The organism is Lelliottia jeotgali (genome assembly GCF_977070485.1).
In genome coordinates, this window is sequence record NZ_CDRVFO010000001.1 from 268,528 (window position 1) to 286,017 (window position 17,490).

20 protein-coding genes are annotated in these 17,490 nt (G+C 63.1%); 6 read left to right on the top strand and 14 right to left on the bottom strand.

Annotated features, from left to right (window positions below; genetic code table 11):
* Nucleotides 1–77: 77 nt before the first annotated feature.
* From ACW4TB_RS01190 to ACW4TB_RS01200, 3 genes are all read left to right on the top strand, one after another.
* Nucleotides 78–353 (top strand): polyhydroxyalkanoic acid system family protein, encoded by a 276-nt coding sequence (locus ACW4TB_RS01190; RefSeq protein WP_012312397.1) that lies wholly within the window; start codon nucleotides 78–80, stop codon nucleotides 351–353.
* A gap of 179 nt (nucleotides 354–532) precedes the next feature.
* Entirely contained in the window at nucleotides 533–952 is a 420-nt protein-coding gene (locus ACW4TB_RS01195; RefSeq protein ID WP_012312398.1) for a phasin family protein, read from the top strand.
* Nucleotides 953–962: 10 nt separating this feature from the next.
* Nucleotides 963–1,727 (top strand): phasin family protein, encoded by a 765-nt coding sequence (locus ACW4TB_RS01200; protein ID WP_279929176.1) that lies wholly within the window; start codon nucleotides 963–965, stop codon nucleotides 1,725–1,727.
* A 126-nt stretch (nucleotides 1,728–1,853) separates the two neighbouring features.
* On the opposite strand, the gene ACW4TB_RS01205 is transcribed toward ACW4TB_RS01200, so the two are convergent.
* From ACW4TB_RS01205 to gshB, 14 genes are all read right to left on the bottom strand, one after another.
* The gene (locus tag ACW4TB_RS01205) at nucleotides 1,854–2,468 is read right to left on the bottom strand and encodes a TetR/AcrR family transcriptional regulator (protein ID WP_012312400.1); all 615 of its coding nucleotides are present in this window, start codon (nucleotides 2,466–2,468) and stop codon (nucleotides 1,854–1,856) included.
* A 13-nt stretch (nucleotides 2,469–2,481) separates the two neighbouring features.
* Nucleotides 2,482–4,164, bottom strand: coding sequence for a class II poly(R)-hydroxyalkanoic acid synthase (phaC, locus tag ACW4TB_RS01210; protein ID WP_012312401.1), 1,683 nt, complete (start codon nucleotides 4,162–4,164; stop codon nucleotides 2,482–2,484).
* 54 nt (nucleotides 4,165–4,218) lie between these two features.
* Nucleotides 4,219–5,070 (bottom strand): poly(3-hydroxyalkanoate) depolymerase, encoded by an 852-nt coding sequence (phaZ, locus tag ACW4TB_RS01215; protein WP_042111097.1) that lies wholly within the window; start codon nucleotides 5,068–5,070, stop codon nucleotides 4,219–4,221.
* Between the two features lie 63 nt (nucleotides 5,071–5,133).
* A complete protein-coding gene (gene phaC, locus ACW4TB_RS01220; protein WP_455828204.1) occupies nucleotides 5,134–6,813 on the bottom strand; it encodes a class II poly(R)-hydroxyalkanoic acid synthase in 1,680 nt (559 codons plus the stop codon).
* A gap of 352 nt (nucleotides 6,814–7,165) precedes the next feature.
* The gene (locus ACW4TB_RS01225) at nucleotides 7,166–7,543 is read right to left on the bottom strand and encodes a gamma-butyrobetaine hydroxylase-like domain-containing protein (RefSeq protein ID WP_012312404.1); all 378 of its coding nucleotides are present in this window, start codon (nucleotides 7,541–7,543) and stop codon (nucleotides 7,166–7,168) included.
* A 161-nt stretch (nucleotides 7,544–7,704) separates the two neighbouring features.
* Nucleotides 7,705–9,051: an ATP-dependent protease ATPase subunit HslU gene (gene hslU, locus ACW4TB_RS01230; protein ID WP_455842880.1), complete on the bottom strand. Its 1,347-nt coding sequence runs from the start codon at nucleotides 9,049–9,051 to the stop codon at nucleotides 7,705–7,707.
* 73 nt (nucleotides 9,052–9,124) lie between these two features.
* Nucleotides 9,125–9,655, bottom strand: coding sequence for an ATP-dependent protease subunit HslV (gene hslV / locus ACW4TB_RS01235; protein WP_012312406.1), 531 nt, complete (start codon nucleotides 9,653–9,655; stop codon nucleotides 9,125–9,127).
* A 253-nt stretch (nucleotides 9,656–9,908) separates the two neighbouring features.
* Nucleotides 9,909–11,180, bottom strand: coding sequence for a dihydroorotase (locus ACW4TB_RS01240; protein ID WP_012312407.1), 1,272 nt, complete (start codon nucleotides 11,178–11,180; stop codon nucleotides 9,909–9,911).
* Nucleotides 11,177–12,181, bottom strand: coding sequence for an aspartate carbamoyltransferase catalytic subunit (locus ACW4TB_RS01245; protein WP_012312408.1), 1,005 nt, complete (start codon nucleotides 12,179–12,181; stop codon nucleotides 11,177–11,179). Before ACW4TB_RS01245 ends, ACW4TB_RS01240 begins: the two co-directional genes overlap by 4 nt.
* A 13-nt stretch (nucleotides 12,182–12,194) precedes the next feature.
* On the bottom strand, nucleotides 12,195–12,713 hold the full coding sequence (gene pyrR, locus ACW4TB_RS01250; protein WP_012312409.1) for a bifunctional pyr operon transcriptional regulator/uracil phosphoribosyltransferase PyrR: 519 nt from the start codon (nucleotides 12,711–12,713) through the stop codon (nucleotides 12,195–12,197).
* A 49-nt stretch (nucleotides 12,714–12,762) separates the two neighbouring features.
* Nucleotides 12,763–13,188 carry a Holliday junction resolvase RuvX gene (gene ruvX, locus ACW4TB_RS01255; protein ID WP_012312410.1) on the bottom strand — a complete coding sequence of 142 codons (426 nt, stop codon included), beginning with the start codon at nucleotides 13,186–13,188 and terminating at the stop codon, nucleotides 12,763–12,765.
* Nucleotides 13,188–13,757 carry a YqgE/AlgH family protein gene (locus tag ACW4TB_RS01260; protein WP_012312411.1) on the bottom strand — a complete coding sequence of 190 codons (570 nt, stop codon included), beginning with the start codon at nucleotides 13,755–13,757 and terminating at the stop codon, nucleotides 13,188–13,190. Before ACW4TB_RS01260 ends, ruvX begins: the two co-directional genes overlap by 1 nt.
* A gap of 119 nt (nucleotides 13,758–13,876) precedes the next feature.
* Nucleotides 13,877–14,779 (bottom strand): energy transducer TonB, encoded by a 903-nt coding sequence (locus ACW4TB_RS01265; protein WP_012312412.1) that lies wholly within the window; start codon nucleotides 14,777–14,779, stop codon nucleotides 13,877–13,879.
* 146 nt (nucleotides 14,780–14,925) lie between these two features.
* Nucleotides 14,926–15,879 (bottom strand): glutathione synthase, encoded by a 954-nt coding sequence (gshB, locus tag ACW4TB_RS01270; RefSeq protein WP_279929159.1) that lies wholly within the window; start codon nucleotides 15,877–15,879, stop codon nucleotides 14,926–14,928.
* A gap of 243 nt (nucleotides 15,880–16,122) precedes the next feature.
* Here gshB and ACW4TB_RS01275 point away from each other — a divergent pair, with 243 nt between their 5' ends.
* From ACW4TB_RS01275 to ACW4TB_RS01285, 3 genes are read left to right on the top strand one after another with little or no spacing between them, the layout of a single operon-like run.
* Nucleotides 16,123–16,524 (top strand): response regulator, encoded by a 402-nt coding sequence (locus tag ACW4TB_RS01275; protein WP_012312414.1) that lies wholly within the window; start codon nucleotides 16,123–16,125, stop codon nucleotides 16,522–16,524.
* 47 nt (nucleotides 16,525–16,571) lie between these two features.
* Nucleotides 16,572–16,937, top strand: a complete 366-nt coding sequence (gene pilH, locus ACW4TB_RS01280; protein ID WP_012312415.1) for a twitching motility response regulator PilH — start codon at nucleotides 16,572–16,574, stop codon at nucleotides 16,935–16,937.
* On the top strand, nucleotides 16,934–17,488 hold the full coding sequence (locus tag ACW4TB_RS01285) for a chemotaxis protein CheW (protein WP_012312416.1): 555 nt from the start codon (nucleotides 16,934–16,936) through the stop codon (nucleotides 17,486–17,488). The genes pilH and ACW4TB_RS01285 overlap by 4 nt, the downstream gene beginning before the upstream one ends.
* Nucleotides 17,489–17,490: the final 2 nt, after the last annotated feature.

Consider the following 17,490-nt stretch of genomic DNA (forward strand, 5'->3'; position numbering starts at 1 on the left):
ATTTGTCTTGGCAGGGTGTACCGTGCGGCAGGGGCGGGCATAATGCCGATTATGTCTTCATATCCAGGAACACCCGTATGACCCAGATCAGCGTCGAACGCAAACACACCCTCGGTCGCGAGGCCGCCCGTGCCAAGGCCCAAGCGCTGGTGGACAAACTGAGCCAAGAGTACGACCTCAAGGCCACCTGGAACGGTGACCGTGTGGACGTCGCCCGCAGCGGCGCCAACGGCAGCGTGCACATTGGCGAGGACAGCATCCGGGTCGAATTGAAGCTGGGCATGATGCTGTCGATGATGAGCGGCACCATCAAGAGTGAGATCGAGCGGGCGCTGGACAAGGCTCTGGTCTGAAAGCTCCAGGCTGCAAGCTGCAAGAAAAAGCGTAATCGCGCCGACACTGCCGACAGCTTTAGGCTTGAAGCTTGCAGCTCCTCTTAGGGTGAAGATTCTAATTTCACTCATTACCTTATGCTCAAGCCCAACCTCCATGGGCGGTTTCTCCCTCCACTCATGAGCATGAGGTACAGAGCATGGCCAAAGTGAATGTGAAGAAAAAGGATGACGCCCAAAGCACGCTGGGCGAGGTGCGCGGCTACGCGCGCAAGATCTGGCTGGCTGGCATCGGCGCTTACGCCCGTGTTGGCCAGGAGGGTTCGGATTACTTTCAGGAGCTGGTAAAAGCCGGTGAAGGGGTCGAGAAACGTGGCAAGAAGCGCATCGATAAAGAACTCGATGCCGCCAACACCCAGATCGACGAAGCGGCCGAGGAAGTCAGCCGCGTACGTGGCAAGGTCGAAGTTCAGCTCGACAAGATCGAGAAGGCTTTCGACGCACGGGTCGGTCGCGCCTTGAATCGCCTCGGCATTCCGTCTAAACATGACGTTGAGGCGTTGTCCATCAAGCTTGAACAGCTGCATGAGCTGCTCGAGCGCGTCGCGCACAAACCATAAGGAGAGCAGGATGGCTGGCAAGAAGAATTCCGACAAAGACGGCAGCTCCTGGGTCGGCGGGATCGAGAAGTACTCCCGCAAGATCTGGCTGGCAGGGCTGGGTATCTATTCGAAGATCGACCAGGACGGCCCGAAGCTGTTCGACTCGCTGGTGAAAGATGGCGAGAAGGCCGAGAAGCAGGCGAAGAAAACCGCCGAGGATGTCGCCGATAACGCCAAGGCCTCGACCACTTCGCGTGTTTCCGGCGTGAAAGATCGCGCACTGGGCAAGTGGAGCGAGCTCGAAGAAGCCTTCGACAAACGCCTGAACAGCGCTATCTCACGCCTTGGCGTGCCAAGCCGGAACGAGATCAAGGCCCTGCACCAGCAGGTCGATAGCCTGACCAAGCAGATCGAGAAGCTGACCGGCGCATCGGTCACGCCGGTCTCCTCGCGCGCTGCTGCAGCCAAGCCGGCAGCAGGCAAGACTGCGGCCAAACCGCTGGCCAAGGCAGCAGCCAAGCCTGCGGCGAAAACCGCGGCGGCGAAACCTGCGGCCAAGACTGCTGCTGCCAAGCCAGCAGCGAAACCTGCAGCCAAGCCGGTTGCCGCCAAGCCTGCAGCCAAACCCGCTGCAGCGAAGAAGCCCGCCGTGAAAAAAGCGCCGGCCAAACCCTCCGCCGGCAAACCGGCAGCCCCAGCGGCCAGCGCCACACCGGCCGCTACCGCAGCGCCGTCGCCAAGCGCGGCACCGGCAAGCAGCACGCCGTCGGCACCGGTGAGCGCTGAAGCCTGACACCGGGTTGCCCTCATCGCCGGCAAGCCGGCTCCCACAGGTACCCCGCTGGTTTCAATGCCAGCAGGGTAGGTATGGGAGCCGGCTTGCCGGCGATGGGGCCAGCTGCAGCGCCTTGTAAACTATCTACCCCTCCAGATACCGCACCGCCAACTGCTCCGCCGCCTCCCGCGCAGGCGCCTGCAGATGCGGCGCCACCAGCATCATCACCTGATACACCACGATCCCTACATCCCCTTCGCGGCCCAGTACGCGCTGGTAATCCAGCGAAAACATGAGCGTCAGGGTGATCTGTTCCACCAGTTGCCCCAGTGCCTGCGTCTCACTGACTACCTGGCCCTGGCCCTTGAGGCTGGCCAGCAATGCCGCCAGTGTGCGCTTGAGCGCATTGATCAGGCTGCGCATGCCCCGCGCCAGCTTGGGCAGGCGACCGGTCAGGTTCGACAGATCCTGGAACAGGAAGCGGTACTGGGCCATGCGTTCGACAATCAGGTGCAGAAACAGCCAGTAGTCCTCGGCATCCAGGCGCACTTCCAGCGGCGGGTCCAGCAGCGGCATAAGCGCTTCTTCGAAGCGCTCGAACAGGCCGATTATCAAAGGCTCCTTGCCGTGGAAGTGGTAATACAGGTTGCCAGGGCTGATGCCCAGCTCGTTGGCAATCTCAAGGGTCGAAACGTTGGGCTCGCCCTGCTGGTTGAACAGCTGCAGGGCGCATTCGAGAATACGGTCGCGGGTCTTCATCCAGTCGTTGTGCTCATCGGGTCAGGACATAGGTGCCTGGCGCGGGGCCCAGCGGTGGGTAGGTTGCGTTGCCCAGCTCCACCCTCGGCGCCTTGAGCGGACCGGAACGTGGCGTTATCCACTCCAGCCACAGGGGCCACCAGCTGCCGTCGTTGCGCTTGGCATCGTGGAACCAGGCCCGCGGGTCGCTCGATAGCCTGGGGTTGTCCAGGTAGTAGGCCTTGGGGTTGCCGGGCGGGTTGATGATGCTCTGGATGTGCCCGCTGTTGGCCAATACGAACCGTCGCTCGCCGCCCAGCAGCAGGGCCGAACGGTACACGGCATCCCATGGAGTGATGTGGTCATTGCTGCCGGCCACGGTAAAGCTGTCGAGGTTGACTTGCTTGAGGTCGATGGGTGTGCCGCAGACTTCCAGCCCGGCGGGGTGGGTCAGCGGGTTGAGCTTGAAGAAGTCCAGCAGTTCGCCATGCAGTGCAGCGGGCAGGCGCGTGCTGTCGGCGTTCCAGTAGAGAATGTCGAAAGCAGGGGGCGTCTTGCCCAGCAGGTAATTATTGACCCAGTAGTTCCAGATCAGGTCATTGGGCCGCATCCAGGCAAAGATCCGCGCCACTTCGCTACCATCCAGTACTCCGCGCTGATAAGAGCGGCGCTTGGCCGCTTCGATGGTCTGCTCGTCGGCGAACAGGCTGGCGGGGCTGTCGAACTTGCTGTCGAGCAAGCTGACCAGGTAGGTGGCGCTGCGCACCCGGCGCAGTTGGTGCTTGGCTTGCAGGTGGCCCTGCAGCGCGGCCATGGTCAGGCCGCCGGCGCAGGCCCCCATCAGGTTGGGGTCGCGGTTGCCGCTGATACTGCGGCAGGCGTTGAGTGCCTCTTCAAGCGCCTCCACGTAGCTGGACAGGCCCCATTCGCGGTGGCGCGGGTCGGGGTTGCGCCAGCTAACCATGAACACTTGCAAACCGTTCTTGAGCATGTATTGGACGAAGCTGTTGTTCGCCTGCATGTCGAAGATATAGAACTTGTTGATCTGGGGGGGCACCACCAGCACAGGCCGAGCGTGCTGTTTTTCACTCATCGGCTTGTACTGGATCAACTCCAGCATCTCGTTGCGAAACACCACCGCGCCCGGAGTTGCTGCCAAGTTGCCGCCCACTTCGAAGGCCCGCTCATCCACCTGGCGCGGCAGGCCGTCGTTGTGGCGCAGGTCATCGAGCAGGTGTGCCACGCCGCGCACCAGGCTCTGCCCGCCGGTATTGAGCAGTTCCTTGACCGCCAACGGATTGAGCAACGAGTTGCTCGGTGCCAGGGCGTCGTTGATCTGGTTGAACAGGAAATGCGCACGGGCCCGGTCATCGTCGTCCAGGTGGCTTTCATCTATCCACAGGCGGGTCTGCTTCTGCCAGGCCAGATAGGCCTGAAGGCCACGGCGGTAAAACGGGTTCTGGCTCCATGTAGGATCGCTGAAGCGCGCATCCCGCGGGCTTGGCGAGTAGGGCGTGTCGCCGAGCATCACGCGACCCAGCTGGCCGCTCAGGGCGAGCAGGTGGCGTGCGGTATGCAACGGGTTGAGCAAACCATGGCGGCCAACATTGCGCAGCGTGGAAATCAGATCGCGGCCGCGCAGGCCGACGATCGCGTTCTGTGCGTTCATGCTCATGGCGGGGAGCGTTGTCGTTCCTTTGGCCGGTTTGTCTTTCATGGCAGCACTCCTTCGTCAGGCCACGGTCGGGACAGAACAACAGCAAACAGCACCCTAGCCGCCGGAGGCCGGGCGGGGGTGCATGACCGCGCGCTGACGTTCTTGCTCGAGGAACTTCATGATGATCGGGGCGACGGCTTCGGCCCTGGTGATCAGGAACAGATGACCGTCGTCGATAATATGTAGCTGGGCATTGGGAATTCGCCAGGCCAGCAAGCGCATGTTGATCAGTGGGATCAGCGGATCGTCGTCGCCGGCCAGCACCAGGGTGGGCTGCTGGATCTTGTGTAGCCAGTGGATGCTGGTCCACCCCAGCCCGGCGAACAACTGCCAGTAGTAGCCCAGCTTGCCGCCGGAGCGCACCTTGGAGGCATGGTGCATGGCAAGGTCAGGGTCGCGGCGAAAGGCGCCGCCATAGATCAGCGGAGCGATACGGATCACATGTGAGGGCTGGATGTAACGCCGGGGGCTGGCCATGTTCCACAACACCTGTGGCTTGCCCGGTACCATGAATGCACCGGCGGCGGTGGCGGCCAGTACCAGCTTCTTGCAGCGCTCAGGGTAGTCATGGGCGAACTGCTGGGCCAGGGCGCCGCCCCAGGACACCCCGATCACGTTGACCTGGCCGTAGTCCAGGTAGTCGAGCATGCGTGCGGTCAGCTTGGCCAGGCCGGGGAAGCGATAGGGGTGGCGGGGGGTGGAGGAGCCACCTACGCCTGGCACGTCGAAGGCAATGACTTCGAGGTCCGGGTCCAGCGCTTCGATGAACGGGAACACCAGCTCCAGGTTGGCGCCGATGCCATTGAAAATCAACAGCGGCGTCAGGTGCGGCTTGCCTGGGCGCACGGCAGTGCGGATGGACTGGTCGTCCAGCTCGACGGTCCGGAATATGTAGTGTGACGACATGCGCATGACTCTGTGGTGAATGAAGCGCCGTGGCCTGCCCGTGGGCAGGTGCGGCGTTACAACTCAACGTTCGTGAACGTAAGTTCCCGGTGCGGCTTCACCTGCGGCATAGGCACGGTTGCCCAAACGGGCCGGCGCCTTTTTCAGGTCGCCGGCGCGCTCGCTCAGCCATGTCTGCCAATACAGCCACCAGGAGTCGGCATGCTTGTCTGCGTTCTCTTGCCAGGCCAATGCGTCGCCGGGGCGGTCTGCACCGGTCAGGAAACGCGCTTTTGGGTTACCGGGCGGGTTGAGGATGCTCTGGATGTGGCCGCTGTTGGACAGGACAAACTCGATCTTGCCGCCAAACAGGTGCGCCGAGCGGTAGCACGACTGCCACGGGGTAATATGGTCAGCGGTGCCGGCCACACTGAAGATGTCGCACTTGACCTTTTTCAGGTCGATGGCGGTCCCGCACACTTCCAGTGCATCGGCGCGGGTCAACGGATTGTTCTTGAACATCTCGATCAGGTCGCCGTGGAAGGCCGCTGGCAGGCGCGTGGTGTCGTTGTTCCAGAACAGGATGTCGAACACCGGCGGCTCGTTGCCGAGCAGGTAGTTGTTGACCCAGTAGTTCCAGATCAGGTCGTTGGGGCGCATCCAGGCGAACACTTTGGCCATGTCGCTGCCTTCGAGCACGCCTGCCTGGTAGGAGTGACGCTTGGCCGACTCGAGGGTCTGCTCGTCGACGAACAATGCGACCTGGGTATCCAGGGTGGTGTCCAGCACGCTGACCAGCAGGGTCAGGGCATTCACCTTCTTCTCGCCCAGCGCGGCGTAGTGGCCAACCAGTGCGGTGCAGGTGATGCCGCCAGAGCAGGCACCGAGCTTGTTCAGGTCCTTGCTGCCGGTAATCGCCAGGACCGCGTCGACCGCTTCCTTGAGCGCGTCGATGTAAGTCGACAGGCCCCACTCACGCTGGGCTTTGGTCGGGTTGCGCCAGCTGATGATGAAGGTCTGCTGATGCGAGCGCAGGCAGAAGCGCGCCAGGCTTTTTTCCGGGCTTAGGTCGAAGACGTAGAACTTGTTGATCTGTGGCGGCACCACGAGCAACGGGCGGGTGTGTACCTGCTCGGTTATTGGGCTGTACTGGATCAGCTCCAGCACGTCGTTGCGGTACACCACGGCGCCTTCGCTGGTGCCGAGGTTCTTGCCTACTTCGAAGGCGTCCATGTTGACCTGGCTGGGCATGCCGCCGTTGTTGACCATGTCCTTGGCCAGGTTGGACAGGCCGTCGAGCAGGCTCTTGCCGCCAGTTTCGAAGAAGCGTTTGACCGCCGCCGGGTTGGATAGGGTATTGGTCGGCGCCATGGCTTCGGTCATCAGGTTGATGACGAATTGCCCGCGGCTGATGTCCTGGGGCGACAGGTCGCTGTTGCCGATCCAGTCCTGCAGCTCCTTGCGCCAGGCCAGATAGGTTTGCAGGTAGCGGCGGTACAGCGGGTTCTTGCTCCAGGCCGGGTCCTGGAAGCGACGGTCGTCGCCCTCGGGGGCGAGGCTGGACTTGCCCAGCAGCACGTTTTTCAGCTCCAGGCCGAAATGTGCCACGTGTTTGGCGCTGTGCAGCGGCTGGCGCATGGCCTGGCGCAGCACGGTACGCGCAGAGCTCAGCAGGTCCTTGCGGCGGATGCCGATGACCGGGTTCAGGCCCAGGGTGTTGTCCGAGGCTTGCCGCTGCAACTCATCGTTGTTCTTGTTACTCATCTACGACGCTCCGTTGTCCTGAGACGAGTACCGGTTTGCTGTGGCAAATGCACAGTCGACAGCCCGGTACTGCTACTCGGGTGACCAGTGATAAGGAACAGCGGTGCTGCGGGCCGGATGCAATCGGCGATGAGCTGCGGGGGAATCTGCGTGTGAAGACAGCCTGCTTTCGCTCGCGACCTCTACATACCAGCCATGCCCTGACTGCCTTCAAAGCAATGCAGGGAACTTGCCAGCTCCATTGGTTACCCGACTTTCATGTAATGCGCAAGACAGCCCTTGAATGAGCTGTCTGTAGGGCATTCAAGCAGATGAGATTAGAAAATGCGCTCTAAAGCGTGGAAGGCTTGAGCTAGAGCATCAGTTTGACCACTGTTTCGGCAGGATCGCGGGATTTGCCGGCCTTGTGCAACTCATCGAGGTACTCGGCCCAGAGTTGTTCCTGCCGCAGGCACAGCTGCTCCAGGTATTCCCAGGTGAACAAACCGCTGTCATGGCCGTCGTCGAAGGTCAGTTTCAGTGCATATTGGCCAGCGGGCTCAAGGCCGCTGAGGCCGACATTGATTTTGCCGAATTGCAGGATGGGGTTGCCGTGGCCCTGGACCTCGGCGGAGGGGGAGTGCACGCGCAGAAATTCTGCGGGCAGGTGGTAGACCTCGTCGGGGCCATAGGTAAGGCTGAGGGTCTTGGAGGCTTTATGCAGGTTGATGGCGGTGGGCATGCGGGCCATGGTCTGAATCTCTTCTGAGCGACAAGCTTCAAGCTTCAAGCTTCAAGCTTCAAGCTTCAAGCTGCAAGAAGTGATATTGGAGCCACCATGGAGCGATCATGTGAACGCAGTGCTGCAAGCGACGCCAAACAGCTTGTCGCTTGCAGCTTGCAGCTTGCCGCTTACAGGATGTAGCGCGACAGGTCTTCGTTCTGTGCCAGCTCACCCAGATGGCCGTTCACGTAAGCTGCGTCGATCTGGATCGGCGCTTCATCATGTGCGCTGGCCAGGTCGCCGGCACTGAACGATACCTCTTCGAGCAGGCGCTCGAGCAGGGTGTGCAGGCGGCGGGCACCGATGTTTTCGGTCTTCTCGTTGACCTGGTAGGCGATCTCGGCCAGGCGCTTGATACCGTCGGCTTTAAACTCGATGTTCAGCCCTTCGGTCTTGAGCAGCTCTCGGTACTGTTCGGTCAGCGAAGCGTGCGGCTCCTGCAGGATTCGCTCGAAGTCTTCCGGGGTCAGCGCCTTGAGTTCCACGCGAATCGGCAGGCGGCCTTGCAGCTCAGGGACCAGGTCGCTCGGTTTGCTCAGGTGGAACGCGCCGGAGGCGATGAACAGGATGTGGTCGGTCTTGACCATGCCCAGCTTGGTGTTGACGGTGCAGCCTTCGATCAGCGGCAGCAGGTCGCGCTGCACGCCTTCACGGGACACATCAGCGCCGCCGACGTTGCCACGCTTGGCCACCTTGTCGATTTCGTCGATGAACACGATGCCGTGTTGCTCGACCGCTTCCAGGGCCTTTGCCTTCAAGTCATCATCGTTGACCAGGCGGCTCGCTTCTTCGTCGCGAACCATCTTCAACGCTTCCTTGACCTTGAGCTTGCGCGCCTTGCGCTTGCCCTTGCCCATGTTGGCGAACAGGCTCTGCAGCTGGTTGGTCATCTCTTCCATGCCTGGCGGCGCGGCGATTTCGACGCCGACGGCATCGGCCACCTCGATTTCGATTTCCTTGTCGTCCAGCTGGCCTTCACGCAGGCGCTTGCGGAACAGCTGGCGAGTATTGGAGTCGCTGCTGGTCTGCGCGGCTTCCTCGCTGAAGCTGGTGACCCGGGCTTGCGGCAGCAGTGCGTCGAGAATACGGTCTTCGGCGGCATCTTCGGCGCGGTGGCGCACGCGGATGATCTCTTGCTCACGCAGCATCTTCATGGCGGCGTCGGCCAGGTCGCGGATGATCGACTCGACATCGCGGCCAACGTAGCCCACCTCGGTGAACTTGGTTGCTTCGACCTTGAGGAATGGTGCGTTTGCCAGCTTGGCCAGGCGGCGGGCAATTTCGGTCTTGCCGACGCCGGTGGGGCCGATCATCAGGATGTTCTTCGGGGTCACCTCGGCACGCAGCTCGGCTGGCAGCTGCATCCGCCGCCAGCGGTTGCGCAGGGCGATGGCCACGGCGCGCTTGGCGTCGTCCTGGCCGATGATGTGGCGGTTGAGTTCGTGGACAATCTCGCGGGGGGTCATGGACATGATGAAAATGGTCCTCGAGCGGAGTGAATCAGCGTGGAAAAGCCCCATCACCGGGACGGGGCGCCAGAACAGCTGATCACTCGGCCAGGTCCTGCTCCTCGATGGTCAGGTTGTGGTTGGTGAACACGCAGATGTCACCGGCGATGTTCAGTGCGGTTTCGGCGATTTCGCGGGCCGAAAGATCAGTCTTGTTCAACAGGGCGCGTGCCGCGGCCTGGGCGTAGGCGCCGCCGGAGCCCATGGCGATCAGGCCGTCCTCTGGCTCGACCACGTCACCGTTGCCGGTGATGATCAGCGATGCGTCCTTGTTGGCCACGGCCAGCATGGCCTCCAGGCGGCTCAGGGAACGGTCGGTACGCCATTCTTTGGCCAGCTCGACGGCGGCACGTACCAAATGCCCGGAGTGTTTCTGCAGTTGGGCTTCGAAGCGCTCGAACAGGGTGAACGCGTCGGCAGTGGCGCCGGCGAAACCGGCGATGACCTCACCGTTGTAAAGGCGCCGCACCTTTTTGGCGTTGCCTTTCATGACGGTGTTGCCGAGAGATACCTGGCCGTCGCCGCCCATGACGACTTTGCCGTGACGGCGGACAGAAACGATGGTGGTCAAGGGGAGAGTCTCCACGCAGCGGGGCAAAATTGCCTGATGCTGACTCATATGGGGGTGGGGGGAAGGATTTCAACCGAGGGGGATGAATGGTTGCTATCAGCCTGTGCGGGGCGCGGTTGCTGTAGGAGCGGCCTTGTGTCGCGAAAGGGCCGCAAAGCGGCCCCAAGATCCCGGCACTATTCGGAAATTCCCGGGGCTGCTTCGCACCCCTTTCGCGACACAAGGCCGCTCCTACAGCGAGCGGTGTGCTTACTCAGCCCTCGTGGCAGACGTGCCCGTCGACCACGGTGTAACGCACCGCGCCGGGCAGGCAGTGGCCGATGAACGGGCAGTTGTCGCCGCGCGAGTACCACTGTTCGCCGGCAACCGTCGAGGCCGTGGCATCGAACAGCACCAGGTCTGCCGCACCACCCAACTTCAGTTCACCCGCCGGCAGGCGCATGGCAGCGGCCGGGCCGCTGGTCAGGCGGGCGAGCAGGGTCTGCAGGTCGAGCAGGCCATCATCGACCAGCGTCATGGCCAATGGCAGCAGCAGCTCGACGCTGCTGATACCTGGCTCGGTGGCACCGAACGGGGCCAGCTTGGCATCGCGCTCGTGCGGCTGGTGATGGCTGGAGATCGCCTGGATCACACCTGATCTGACTGCTTCGCGCAAGCCATCGCGGTCGGCGGCGCTACGCAGTGGCGGCTGCACGTGGTAGAGGCTTGAGAACTCCCGCAGCGACTCGTCGGTGAGGATCAGCTGGTACAACGCCACATCGGCGGTCACTGGCAGGCCGAGTTGTTGGGCCTGGGCGATCAGCCGCGCGCCACGGGCGCTGGTGATCTGGGTGAAGTGCGCACGTACGCCGGCCTGCTCGACCAGCAGCAGGTTGCGCGCCAGGGCCACGGTCTCGGCGGTTTCCGGAATGCCGGGCAGGCCGAGGAAACTGGCCATCGCGCCTTCATGGGCCAGGCCGCCCAGGGCCAGGTCGCGGTCCTGGGAGTGGAAGACCACGGTCAGGTCGAAGGTGGCAGCGTATTCCAGGGCACGGGCCAGGGTACGGTTGTTGGGGATTTCTTTCAGGCCGTTGCCGAAGGCTACGCAACCGGTGTCACGCAGGGCGACCAGTTCGGCCAGTTGCTCGCCTTCCAGGCCCTTGGTCAGGGCGCCGATGGGGTAGACCTTGCTGTTGCCGGCTTCGCGGGCGCGGTCGAGGATCAGCTCGGCCACTGCCGAGGTATCGAGCACCGGCTTGGTCTGCGGTGGGCAGCACAGGCTGGTGACGCCACCGGCCACGGCGGCACGGGTTTCACTGGCAATGGTGCCCTTGCGGCTGTAACCCGGCTCGCGCAGCGATACGCCGAGGTCGACCAGGCCGGGTGCGGCGATCAGGCCATTTGCCTGGATTGTACGGCTGGCGCTGAAGCCGGCCGGGGCCGCGCCGATGGCGGCAATGCGGCCACCGTCCAGGTGCAGGTCGGTGACTTGGTCCAGGCCACTCTTGGGGTCGATGACCCGGGCGCCAAGAATGCTGAGGGTCACTGGGCGTTCTCCTGGTCGAGTTGACGTTGCGTGTTCTGCCCGCTCATGGCCATGGACAGCACCGCCATGCGCACGGCGATGCCGTAGGTGACCTGGTTGAGGATCACCGAATGTTTGCCGTCAGCCACCGCCGACTCGATCTCCACGCCGCGGTTGATCGGCCCAGGGTGCATGACGATGGCGTCCGGCTTGGCGCCGGCAAGGCGCGCGGTGGTCAGGCCGAACAGGCGGTAGAACTCACCCTCGCTGGGCAGCAGGCCGCCGGCCATGCGTTCACGCTGCAGGCGCAGCATGATCACCACATCGACGTCCTTCAGGCCTTCGGTGAGGTCGGTGTAGACCTTCACGCCGTATTGCTCGATACCGATCGGGATCAGGGTTTTCGGGCCGATCACGCGGATGTCCGGGCAGCCCAGCGCCTTGAGCGCGAGCATGTCGGAGCGTGCCACACGCGAGTGCAGGATATCGCCAACGATCGCCACGGACAGGTTCTCGAAGCTGCCTTTGTGGCGGCGGATGGTCAGCATGTCGAGCATGCCTTGGGTAGGGTGCGCATGGCGGCCGTCACCGCCGTTGATCACCGCGACATCCGGGCATACATGCTCGGCGATGAAGTGCGCGGCACCCGAGTCGGAGTGGCGCACGACGAACATGTCGGCGGCCATGGCTTCGAGGTTGCGCAGGGTGTCGAACAGGGTTTCGCCCTTGCTGGTCGAGGAGGTCGACACATTCAGGCTGATAACGTCGGCCGACAGGCGCTGGGCGGCCAGTTCGAAGGTGGTGCGGGTGCGGGTCGAGTTTTCGAAGAACACGTTGCACACGGTCTTGCCGCGCAGCAACGGGACTTTCTTGACGGCCCGTGCGCCGACTTCGAGGAACGAGTCGGCGGTGTCGAGGATCTCGGTGAGCAGTTCGCGGGGCAAACCGTCGAGCGAGAGGAAGTGGCGCAGCTGGCCCTGATCATTGAGCTGCAGCGGGCGCTTGGCGTCGATTGGCGTCATCGCGAGTGGACTCTTAAAGGGCGGAAGCGGTGGCGAGGTCCTGGCGCTCAAGTGCGAGCGGTGCGGGGCCGGTCAATTTTACCCGTTCATGGGCGGCCAGTGACAGGGTTGCACCCAGCACGTTAGGGCGGATCGGCAGTTCGCCGGCGTCCAGGTCAAGCAGGCAGACCAGGGTCACGCTGGCCGGGCGCCCGTAATCGAACAGTTCGTTGAGCGCGGCGCGAATGGTGCGGCCGCTCATCAGTACGTCGTCGATCAGTACCAGGTGCTGGCCTTCGACCTCGAACGGCAGCTCTGACGGGCGCACTTGCGGGTGCAGGCCGTTCTGGCTGAAGTCGTCGCGGTAGAACGACACGTCCAGGGTGCCCAGTGGGCTGGTATCGCCCAGTTCCTGCTGCAGGGCCTGGGCTACCCAGACGCCGCCGGTGCGGATGCCGATGTAGCGCGGCTCGGTGATGCCGCGGCGGGCGAGATGGGCGCGAAGGTCGACAGCCATCTGCCGGATCAGGTCGGCGGGATTGGGTAGGCTCATTGCGTGTCTCCAGGAGGGCGCCGGGTTGGCGCGACGGCAAAGCGGAAAATTAGGTGTTGGCCTCCAGCCAGCCTTGCAGTAGCAGGGCCGCGGCGATGGCATCGACCGGATTGTCACGGTAGCTGCCGCGCTGGCCGCCACGGGCCATGCGCTCACCCTTGGCCTCGAAGGTGGTCAGGCGTTCATCGTGGGTGTGCACCGGCAGGTTGAAGCGGCCGTTGAGGCGACGCGCGAACTTTTCGGCGCGGGCGCTCATTTCGCTTGGCGTGCCGTCCATGTTCAGCGGCAGGCCGACAACGATGGCGTCGGGCTTCCACTCATTGATCAGCTTTTCCACCTGGGCCCAGTCCGGCACGCCATTCTGCGCTTTGAGCGTGCACAGCTCACGTGCCTGACCGGTCACTACCTGGCCGACGGCCACGCCAATCTGTTTGCTGCCGTAGTCGAAGCCCAGCAGCAGGCGCAGCTCGGCCATCAGGCGTGGCCCGCCTGGCTGGTCAGCAGGCTGAGGTTGATGCCCAGACTGGCGGCTGCGGCTCCCAGGCGCTGTTCACTGGCCAGGCCAAAAATGATGTCTGGGTCGAACGGGCAGTTCAGCCAGGCGTTGTCGGCGAGTTCCGCCTCCAGTTGCCCCGCTTCCCAGCCGGCATAGCCCAGGGTGATCAGGCTCTTTTGTGGCCCGACACCTTCGGCGATGGCGAACAGCACATCCTGCGAGGTGGACAACGACAGGCCCTGCAGCTCGACAGTGGCCTGGTAGCTGCATTCGCTGCTGTGCAGTACGAAGCCGCGGTCGGTCTGCACCGGGCCACCCTGGTAGATCGGCACCTGCAGGGTGCTGGCCGGCGGTTCCTCGTCCGGGCGCAACTGCTCGAGAATGTCCGCCAGGTTCAGCTCCTGAGGTCGATTGACCACCAGGCCCATGGCGCCATTGGCGTTGTGCTCGACGATGTACGTGAGGGTCTGGGCGAAGTTCGGATCGGCCATGTGCGGCATGGCGATCAGGAACTGATGCTTGAGGTAGCTCGGGGCGAGGGTTTTCATGGGGGATAGTGTGGCGCCAGGTGGCGAGGCTGACAAGGCATTCAAGCTTTAAGCTACAAGCTGCAAGCTACAAGAAAAAGCGATCAGTGAGTACCATGCTTTTTCTTGCAGCTTGCATCTCAGTTACTGGAAAGCCGATCTCCACGGGCAAACCGCCAGGTACGGATGATTTCCAGTCGGTCGTATTCCGCCAGGTCTCCGGTAAACGGCGCAAACGGCGCCGCCAGCCGCACGATGCGCTGGGCTGCCTGGTCCAGCACCGCCTGCCCGGACGACTCCAGTACCAGCACTTCATACAGCGATCCATCACGGTTGATCGACACCATCATCCGCAGGTTGCCGTAGATCTGCTGGCGGCGTGCTTCGTCGGGATAATTGAGGTTGCCCACCCGCTCGACCTTCTTGCGCCACTCCTCCTTGTACCAGGCGCCCTTGTCGCGCATGGTCGAGGCAGCGTTCAGGCGGTGAATGCGCGGGCGCTTGGCGTACATCTGCTGTTCGTTGGACAGCTCGGCTTCAAGGCTGGCGATCTGGCTCGACAGCTGCGAGCTGTCGAAATCCGGCGTTGCTGCCGGTTTGGGCTGCGGCTTGCTTTCCTTCGGCTTGGGCTCGACCTTCTGCGCCTTGGGCGCCTGGGTGGCCACGGCGGATTTTTGCGGTGCAGGCGGCGGTTTCACCTCAGGCTTTGCCGCCGGCGGCGGGGTGACCTTGTTGATCTTGCTGTCTTGGAACGGCGCGATCTCGGTGGTGGTGGGTACCGCCTTCTTCTCCAGGGTGCCACTGCCTTGCTGGTTGGCCTGGGCCTGGAAATCGGCCTTCTCGGGCGGCTTCTCGCTTTTGAAGGTGGCCAGGGTGATGTCCATGGTCTGGCGGATTTCAGCCGGCTTGACCACGGTAAAGCCCACGCCGAGGATCAGCGCCAGGTGCACCAGGGCAGCCAGGAACAGGGTAAAGCCAAGCCGGTCCACCGGGCGAACGCGGGGTGGAAGCAGGTCGGCGGGGATGTCGGCGGGCAGCGTCATCAGGTATCCACAGTCAGCTTCAAGCTACAAGCCGCAAGCTGCAAGTAAGAGCAGATTGGTGCAGGCCGGCTTTTTTTGCGGCTTGCAGCTTGAAGCTTGCGGCTGCGCATCATACCCCACTCTGCGCTTTTGCTCCGCGTCGGCGGTCAGCGCGCCTTCAACTGGCGATCAATGGCATCCATCAGCTTGCAACCGATATCGGTGTTGTAAGCCGCGTCGATCTCGCGGATGCAGGTCGGGCTGGTGACGTTGATCTCGGTCAGGTAGTCGCCGATCACGTCAAGACCGACGAACAGCAGGCCTTTTGCACGCAGGGTCGGGCCGACCTGGGCGGCAATCCAGCGGTCACGCTCGCTCAGAGGGCGTGCTTCGCCACGGCCGCCGGCGGCCAGGTTGCCGCGTGTCTCTCCGCTGGCCGGGATGCGCGCCAGGCAGTAGTCGACCGGTTCGCCGTCGATCATCAGGATCCGCTTGTCGCCGTCCTTGATGGCCGGCAGGTAGGCCTGGGCCATGATTTGCTGGGCGCCGAGTGCGGTCAGGGTTTCGAGAATGACCGACAGGTTGGGGTCACCAGCCCGGTGGCGGAAGATCGAGGTGCCACCCATGCCGTCCAGGGGCTTGAGAATCACGTCGCCATGCTGGGCGGCGAAGGCGCGAATGATGTCCGGGCGGCGGCTGACCAGGGTAGGCGGCGTGCATTGCGGGAACAGGGTGGCGAACAGTTTTTCGTTACAGTCGCGCAGGCTCTGTGGGCGGTTGACCACCAGCACGCCTTCGGCTTCGGCCTGCTCCAGCAGGTAGGTGCTGTAAACGAACTCCATGTCGAACGGCGGGTCCTTGCGCATCAGGATCACGTCCAGTTCGGCCAGCGGGCTGTCTTGCTCATCGCCCAGCTCGAACCAGCGCGCCGGGTCGGCGAACACTTTGAGTGGGCGCATCCGCGCGCGGGCCTTGCCTTCGGCCTGGTACAGATCGCGCTGTTCCATGTAGAACAGGCTCCAGCCACGGGCCTGGGCGGCCAGCAGCATGGCCAGCGAGCTGTCCTTCTTGTAGGAGATGGACGCGATGGGGTCCATGACAATGCCGAGGCGAACGCTCATGGGGGTGGTTCCTCTTGGCGGCGGGTAGCCGCGACGAATCGAAAGATAAAGTGGCTCAGGGTGGCGCCGCGAACGCTGCGGGTCAAGGGGCGCGGTAGATGGAATGGCCACCCGGAGTGTGCTAAAAATGAGCTGCAAGCCTTAAGCTACAAGCCTCAAGAAAAAGCCAGCCATGCGCCAGCCCGTTTTTTCTTGCACCGTGGCGCTTGCAACTTGCAGCTCAATTTCTTCTGGTAGGCATTTATGGAACAACCCCTGAAGGTGATGGTGATCGACGATTCACGCACGATCCGCCGCACCGCGCAGATGTTGCTCGGTGAAGCAGGCTGCGAGGTGATCACCGCCAGCGACGGTTTCGATGCCCTGGCCAAGATCGTTGACCACCAGCCACAGATCATCTTCGTCGACGTGCTCATGCCGCGCCTGGATGGCTACCAGACCTGCGCCGTGATCAAGCACAACAGTGCCTTCAAGGACATCCCGGTCATCCTACTGTCGTCGCGCGATGGCCTGTTCGACAAGGCGCGCGGGCGGGTGGTCGGCTCCGACCAGTTCCTGACCAAGCCATTCAGCAAGGAAGAACTGCTCGACGCTATCAGCGCCCACGTGCCCGGGTTCGCCGCGCACGAACAAAACGCACCCTGACCACGCCCGAGGTGGCGTGGCCTTTATTTTCCTGATGGGGAAACAGCATGGCCCGAGTTCTGATTGTCGATGATTCGCCGACAGAGATGTACAGATTGACCGAGTGGCTCGAAAAGCATGGCCACCAAGTGCTCAAGGCCAACAACGGCGCTGACGCTGTGGCCCTGGCCCGCCAGGAAAAGCCCGACGCGGTGCTGATGGACATCGTCATGCCCGGCATGAATGGCTTCCAGGCCACCCGGCAATTGAGCAAGGACCCGGAAACCAGCGCAATTCCTGTGCTCATCGTTACCACCAAGGACCAGGAAACCGACCGTATCTGGGCGCAGCGCCAGGGTGCGCGCGGCTTCGTCACCAAGCCGGTGGAAGAGCACGCCCTGATCGCAAAGCTCAACGAAGTGCTGGGCGCTTGACCACCCGCCCCCAAGGCGCGTCGCTGACCGCCTTCGAGCTGTTGCTGGACATCGACCGGCGATGCCGACTGCTGGTTGCCGACCAGCCGCCGCAGGACACGCGCCTGCAGCAATGGAGCGGTATCGGCTTTCGCGTTGCCGGGCAGTGGTTCGTCGCGCCGATGGGCGAGGTGGCCGAAGTGTCGCGCGAGCCGCGCAGCAGTCGGGTGCCGGGCGTGCAGCCTTGGGTTTGCGGGGTAGCCAATCTGCGCGGCAGGTTGTTGCCGGTGATGGACCTGAGCAGCTTTTTCGGCCTCGGTCCTGCGGCATCGGGCAAGCAGCGACGCGTGCTGGTGCTGGACCATGAGGACCTGTTCGTTGGCCTGCTGGTGGACGAAGTGCTCGGCCTGCAGCATTTTGCCCTGGATACCTTGGAGCTTTCGCCGCCACAGCCGCTGATCCGCGCCGCTGTACGATTCGTTCAGGGGCATTTCCCGCGTGAGCGCAACTGGGCCATCTTCAGCCCCTTCGCCCTGGCCCAGGCGCCGGGCTTTCTCGACGTGGCGCTATAGGA

Bases quoted from the DNA above. Each gene is read 5' to 3' on its own strand.
- ACW4TB_RS01190 (WP_012312397.1), top strand. From the start codon at position 78: ATGACCCAGATCAGCGTCGAACGCAAACACACCCTCGGTCGCGAGGCC.
- ACW4TB_RS01195 (WP_012312398.1), top strand. From the start codon at position 533: ATGGCCAAAGTGAATGTGAAGAAAAAGGATGACGCCCAAAGCACGCTG.
- ACW4TB_RS01200 (WP_279929176.1), top strand. From the start codon at position 963: ATGGCTGGCAAGAAGAATTCCGACAAAGACGGCAGCTCCTGGGTCGGC.
- ACW4TB_RS01205 (WP_012312400.1), bottom strand. From the start codon at position 2,468: ATGAAGACCCGCGACCGTATTCTCGAATGCGCCCTGCAGCTGTTCAAC.
- phaC (WP_012312401.1), bottom strand. From the start codon at position 4,164: ATGAAAGACAAACCGGCCAAAGGAACGACAACGCTCCCCGCCATGAGC.
- phaZ (WP_042111097.1), bottom strand. From the start codon at position 5,070: ATGTCGTCACACTACATATTCCGGACCGTCGAGCTGGACGACCAGTCC.
- phaC (WP_455828204.1), bottom strand. From the start codon at position 6,813: ATGAGTAACAAGAACAACGATGAGTTGCAGCGGCAAGCCTCGGACAAC.
- ACW4TB_RS01225 (WP_012312404.1), bottom strand. From the start codon at position 7,543: ATGGCCCGCATGCCCACCGCCATCAACCTGCATAAAGCCTCCAAGACC.
- ACW4TB_RS01245 (WP_012312408.1), bottom strand. From the start codon at position 12,181: ATGACGCCAATCGACGCCAAGCGCCCGCTGCAGCTCAATGATCAGGGC.
- pyrR (WP_012312409.1), bottom strand. From the start codon at position 12,713: ATGAGCCTACCCAATCCCGCCGACCTGATCCGGCAGATGGCTGTCGAC.
- ruvX (WP_012312410.1), bottom strand. From the start codon at position 13,188: ATGGCCGAGCTGCGCCTGCTGCTGGGCTTCGACTACGGCAGCAAACAG.
- ACW4TB_RS01260 (WP_012312411.1), bottom strand. From the start codon at position 13,757: ATGAAAACCCTCGCCCCGAGCTACCTCAAGCATCAGTTCCTGATCGCC.
- ACW4TB_RS01265 (WP_012312412.1), bottom strand. From the start codon at position 14,779: ATGACGCTGCCCGCCGACATCCCCGCCGACCTGCTTCCACCCCGCGTT.
- gshB (WP_279929159.1), bottom strand. From the start codon at position 15,879: ATGAGCGTTCGCCTCGGCATTGTCATGGACCCCATCGCGTCCATCTCC.
- ACW4TB_RS01275 (WP_012312414.1), top strand. From the start codon at position 16,123: ATGGAACAACCCCTGAAGGTGATGGTGATCGACGATTCACGCACGATC.
- pilH (WP_012312415.1), top strand. From the start codon at position 16,572: ATGGCCCGAGTTCTGATTGTCGATGATTCGCCGACAGAGATGTACAGA.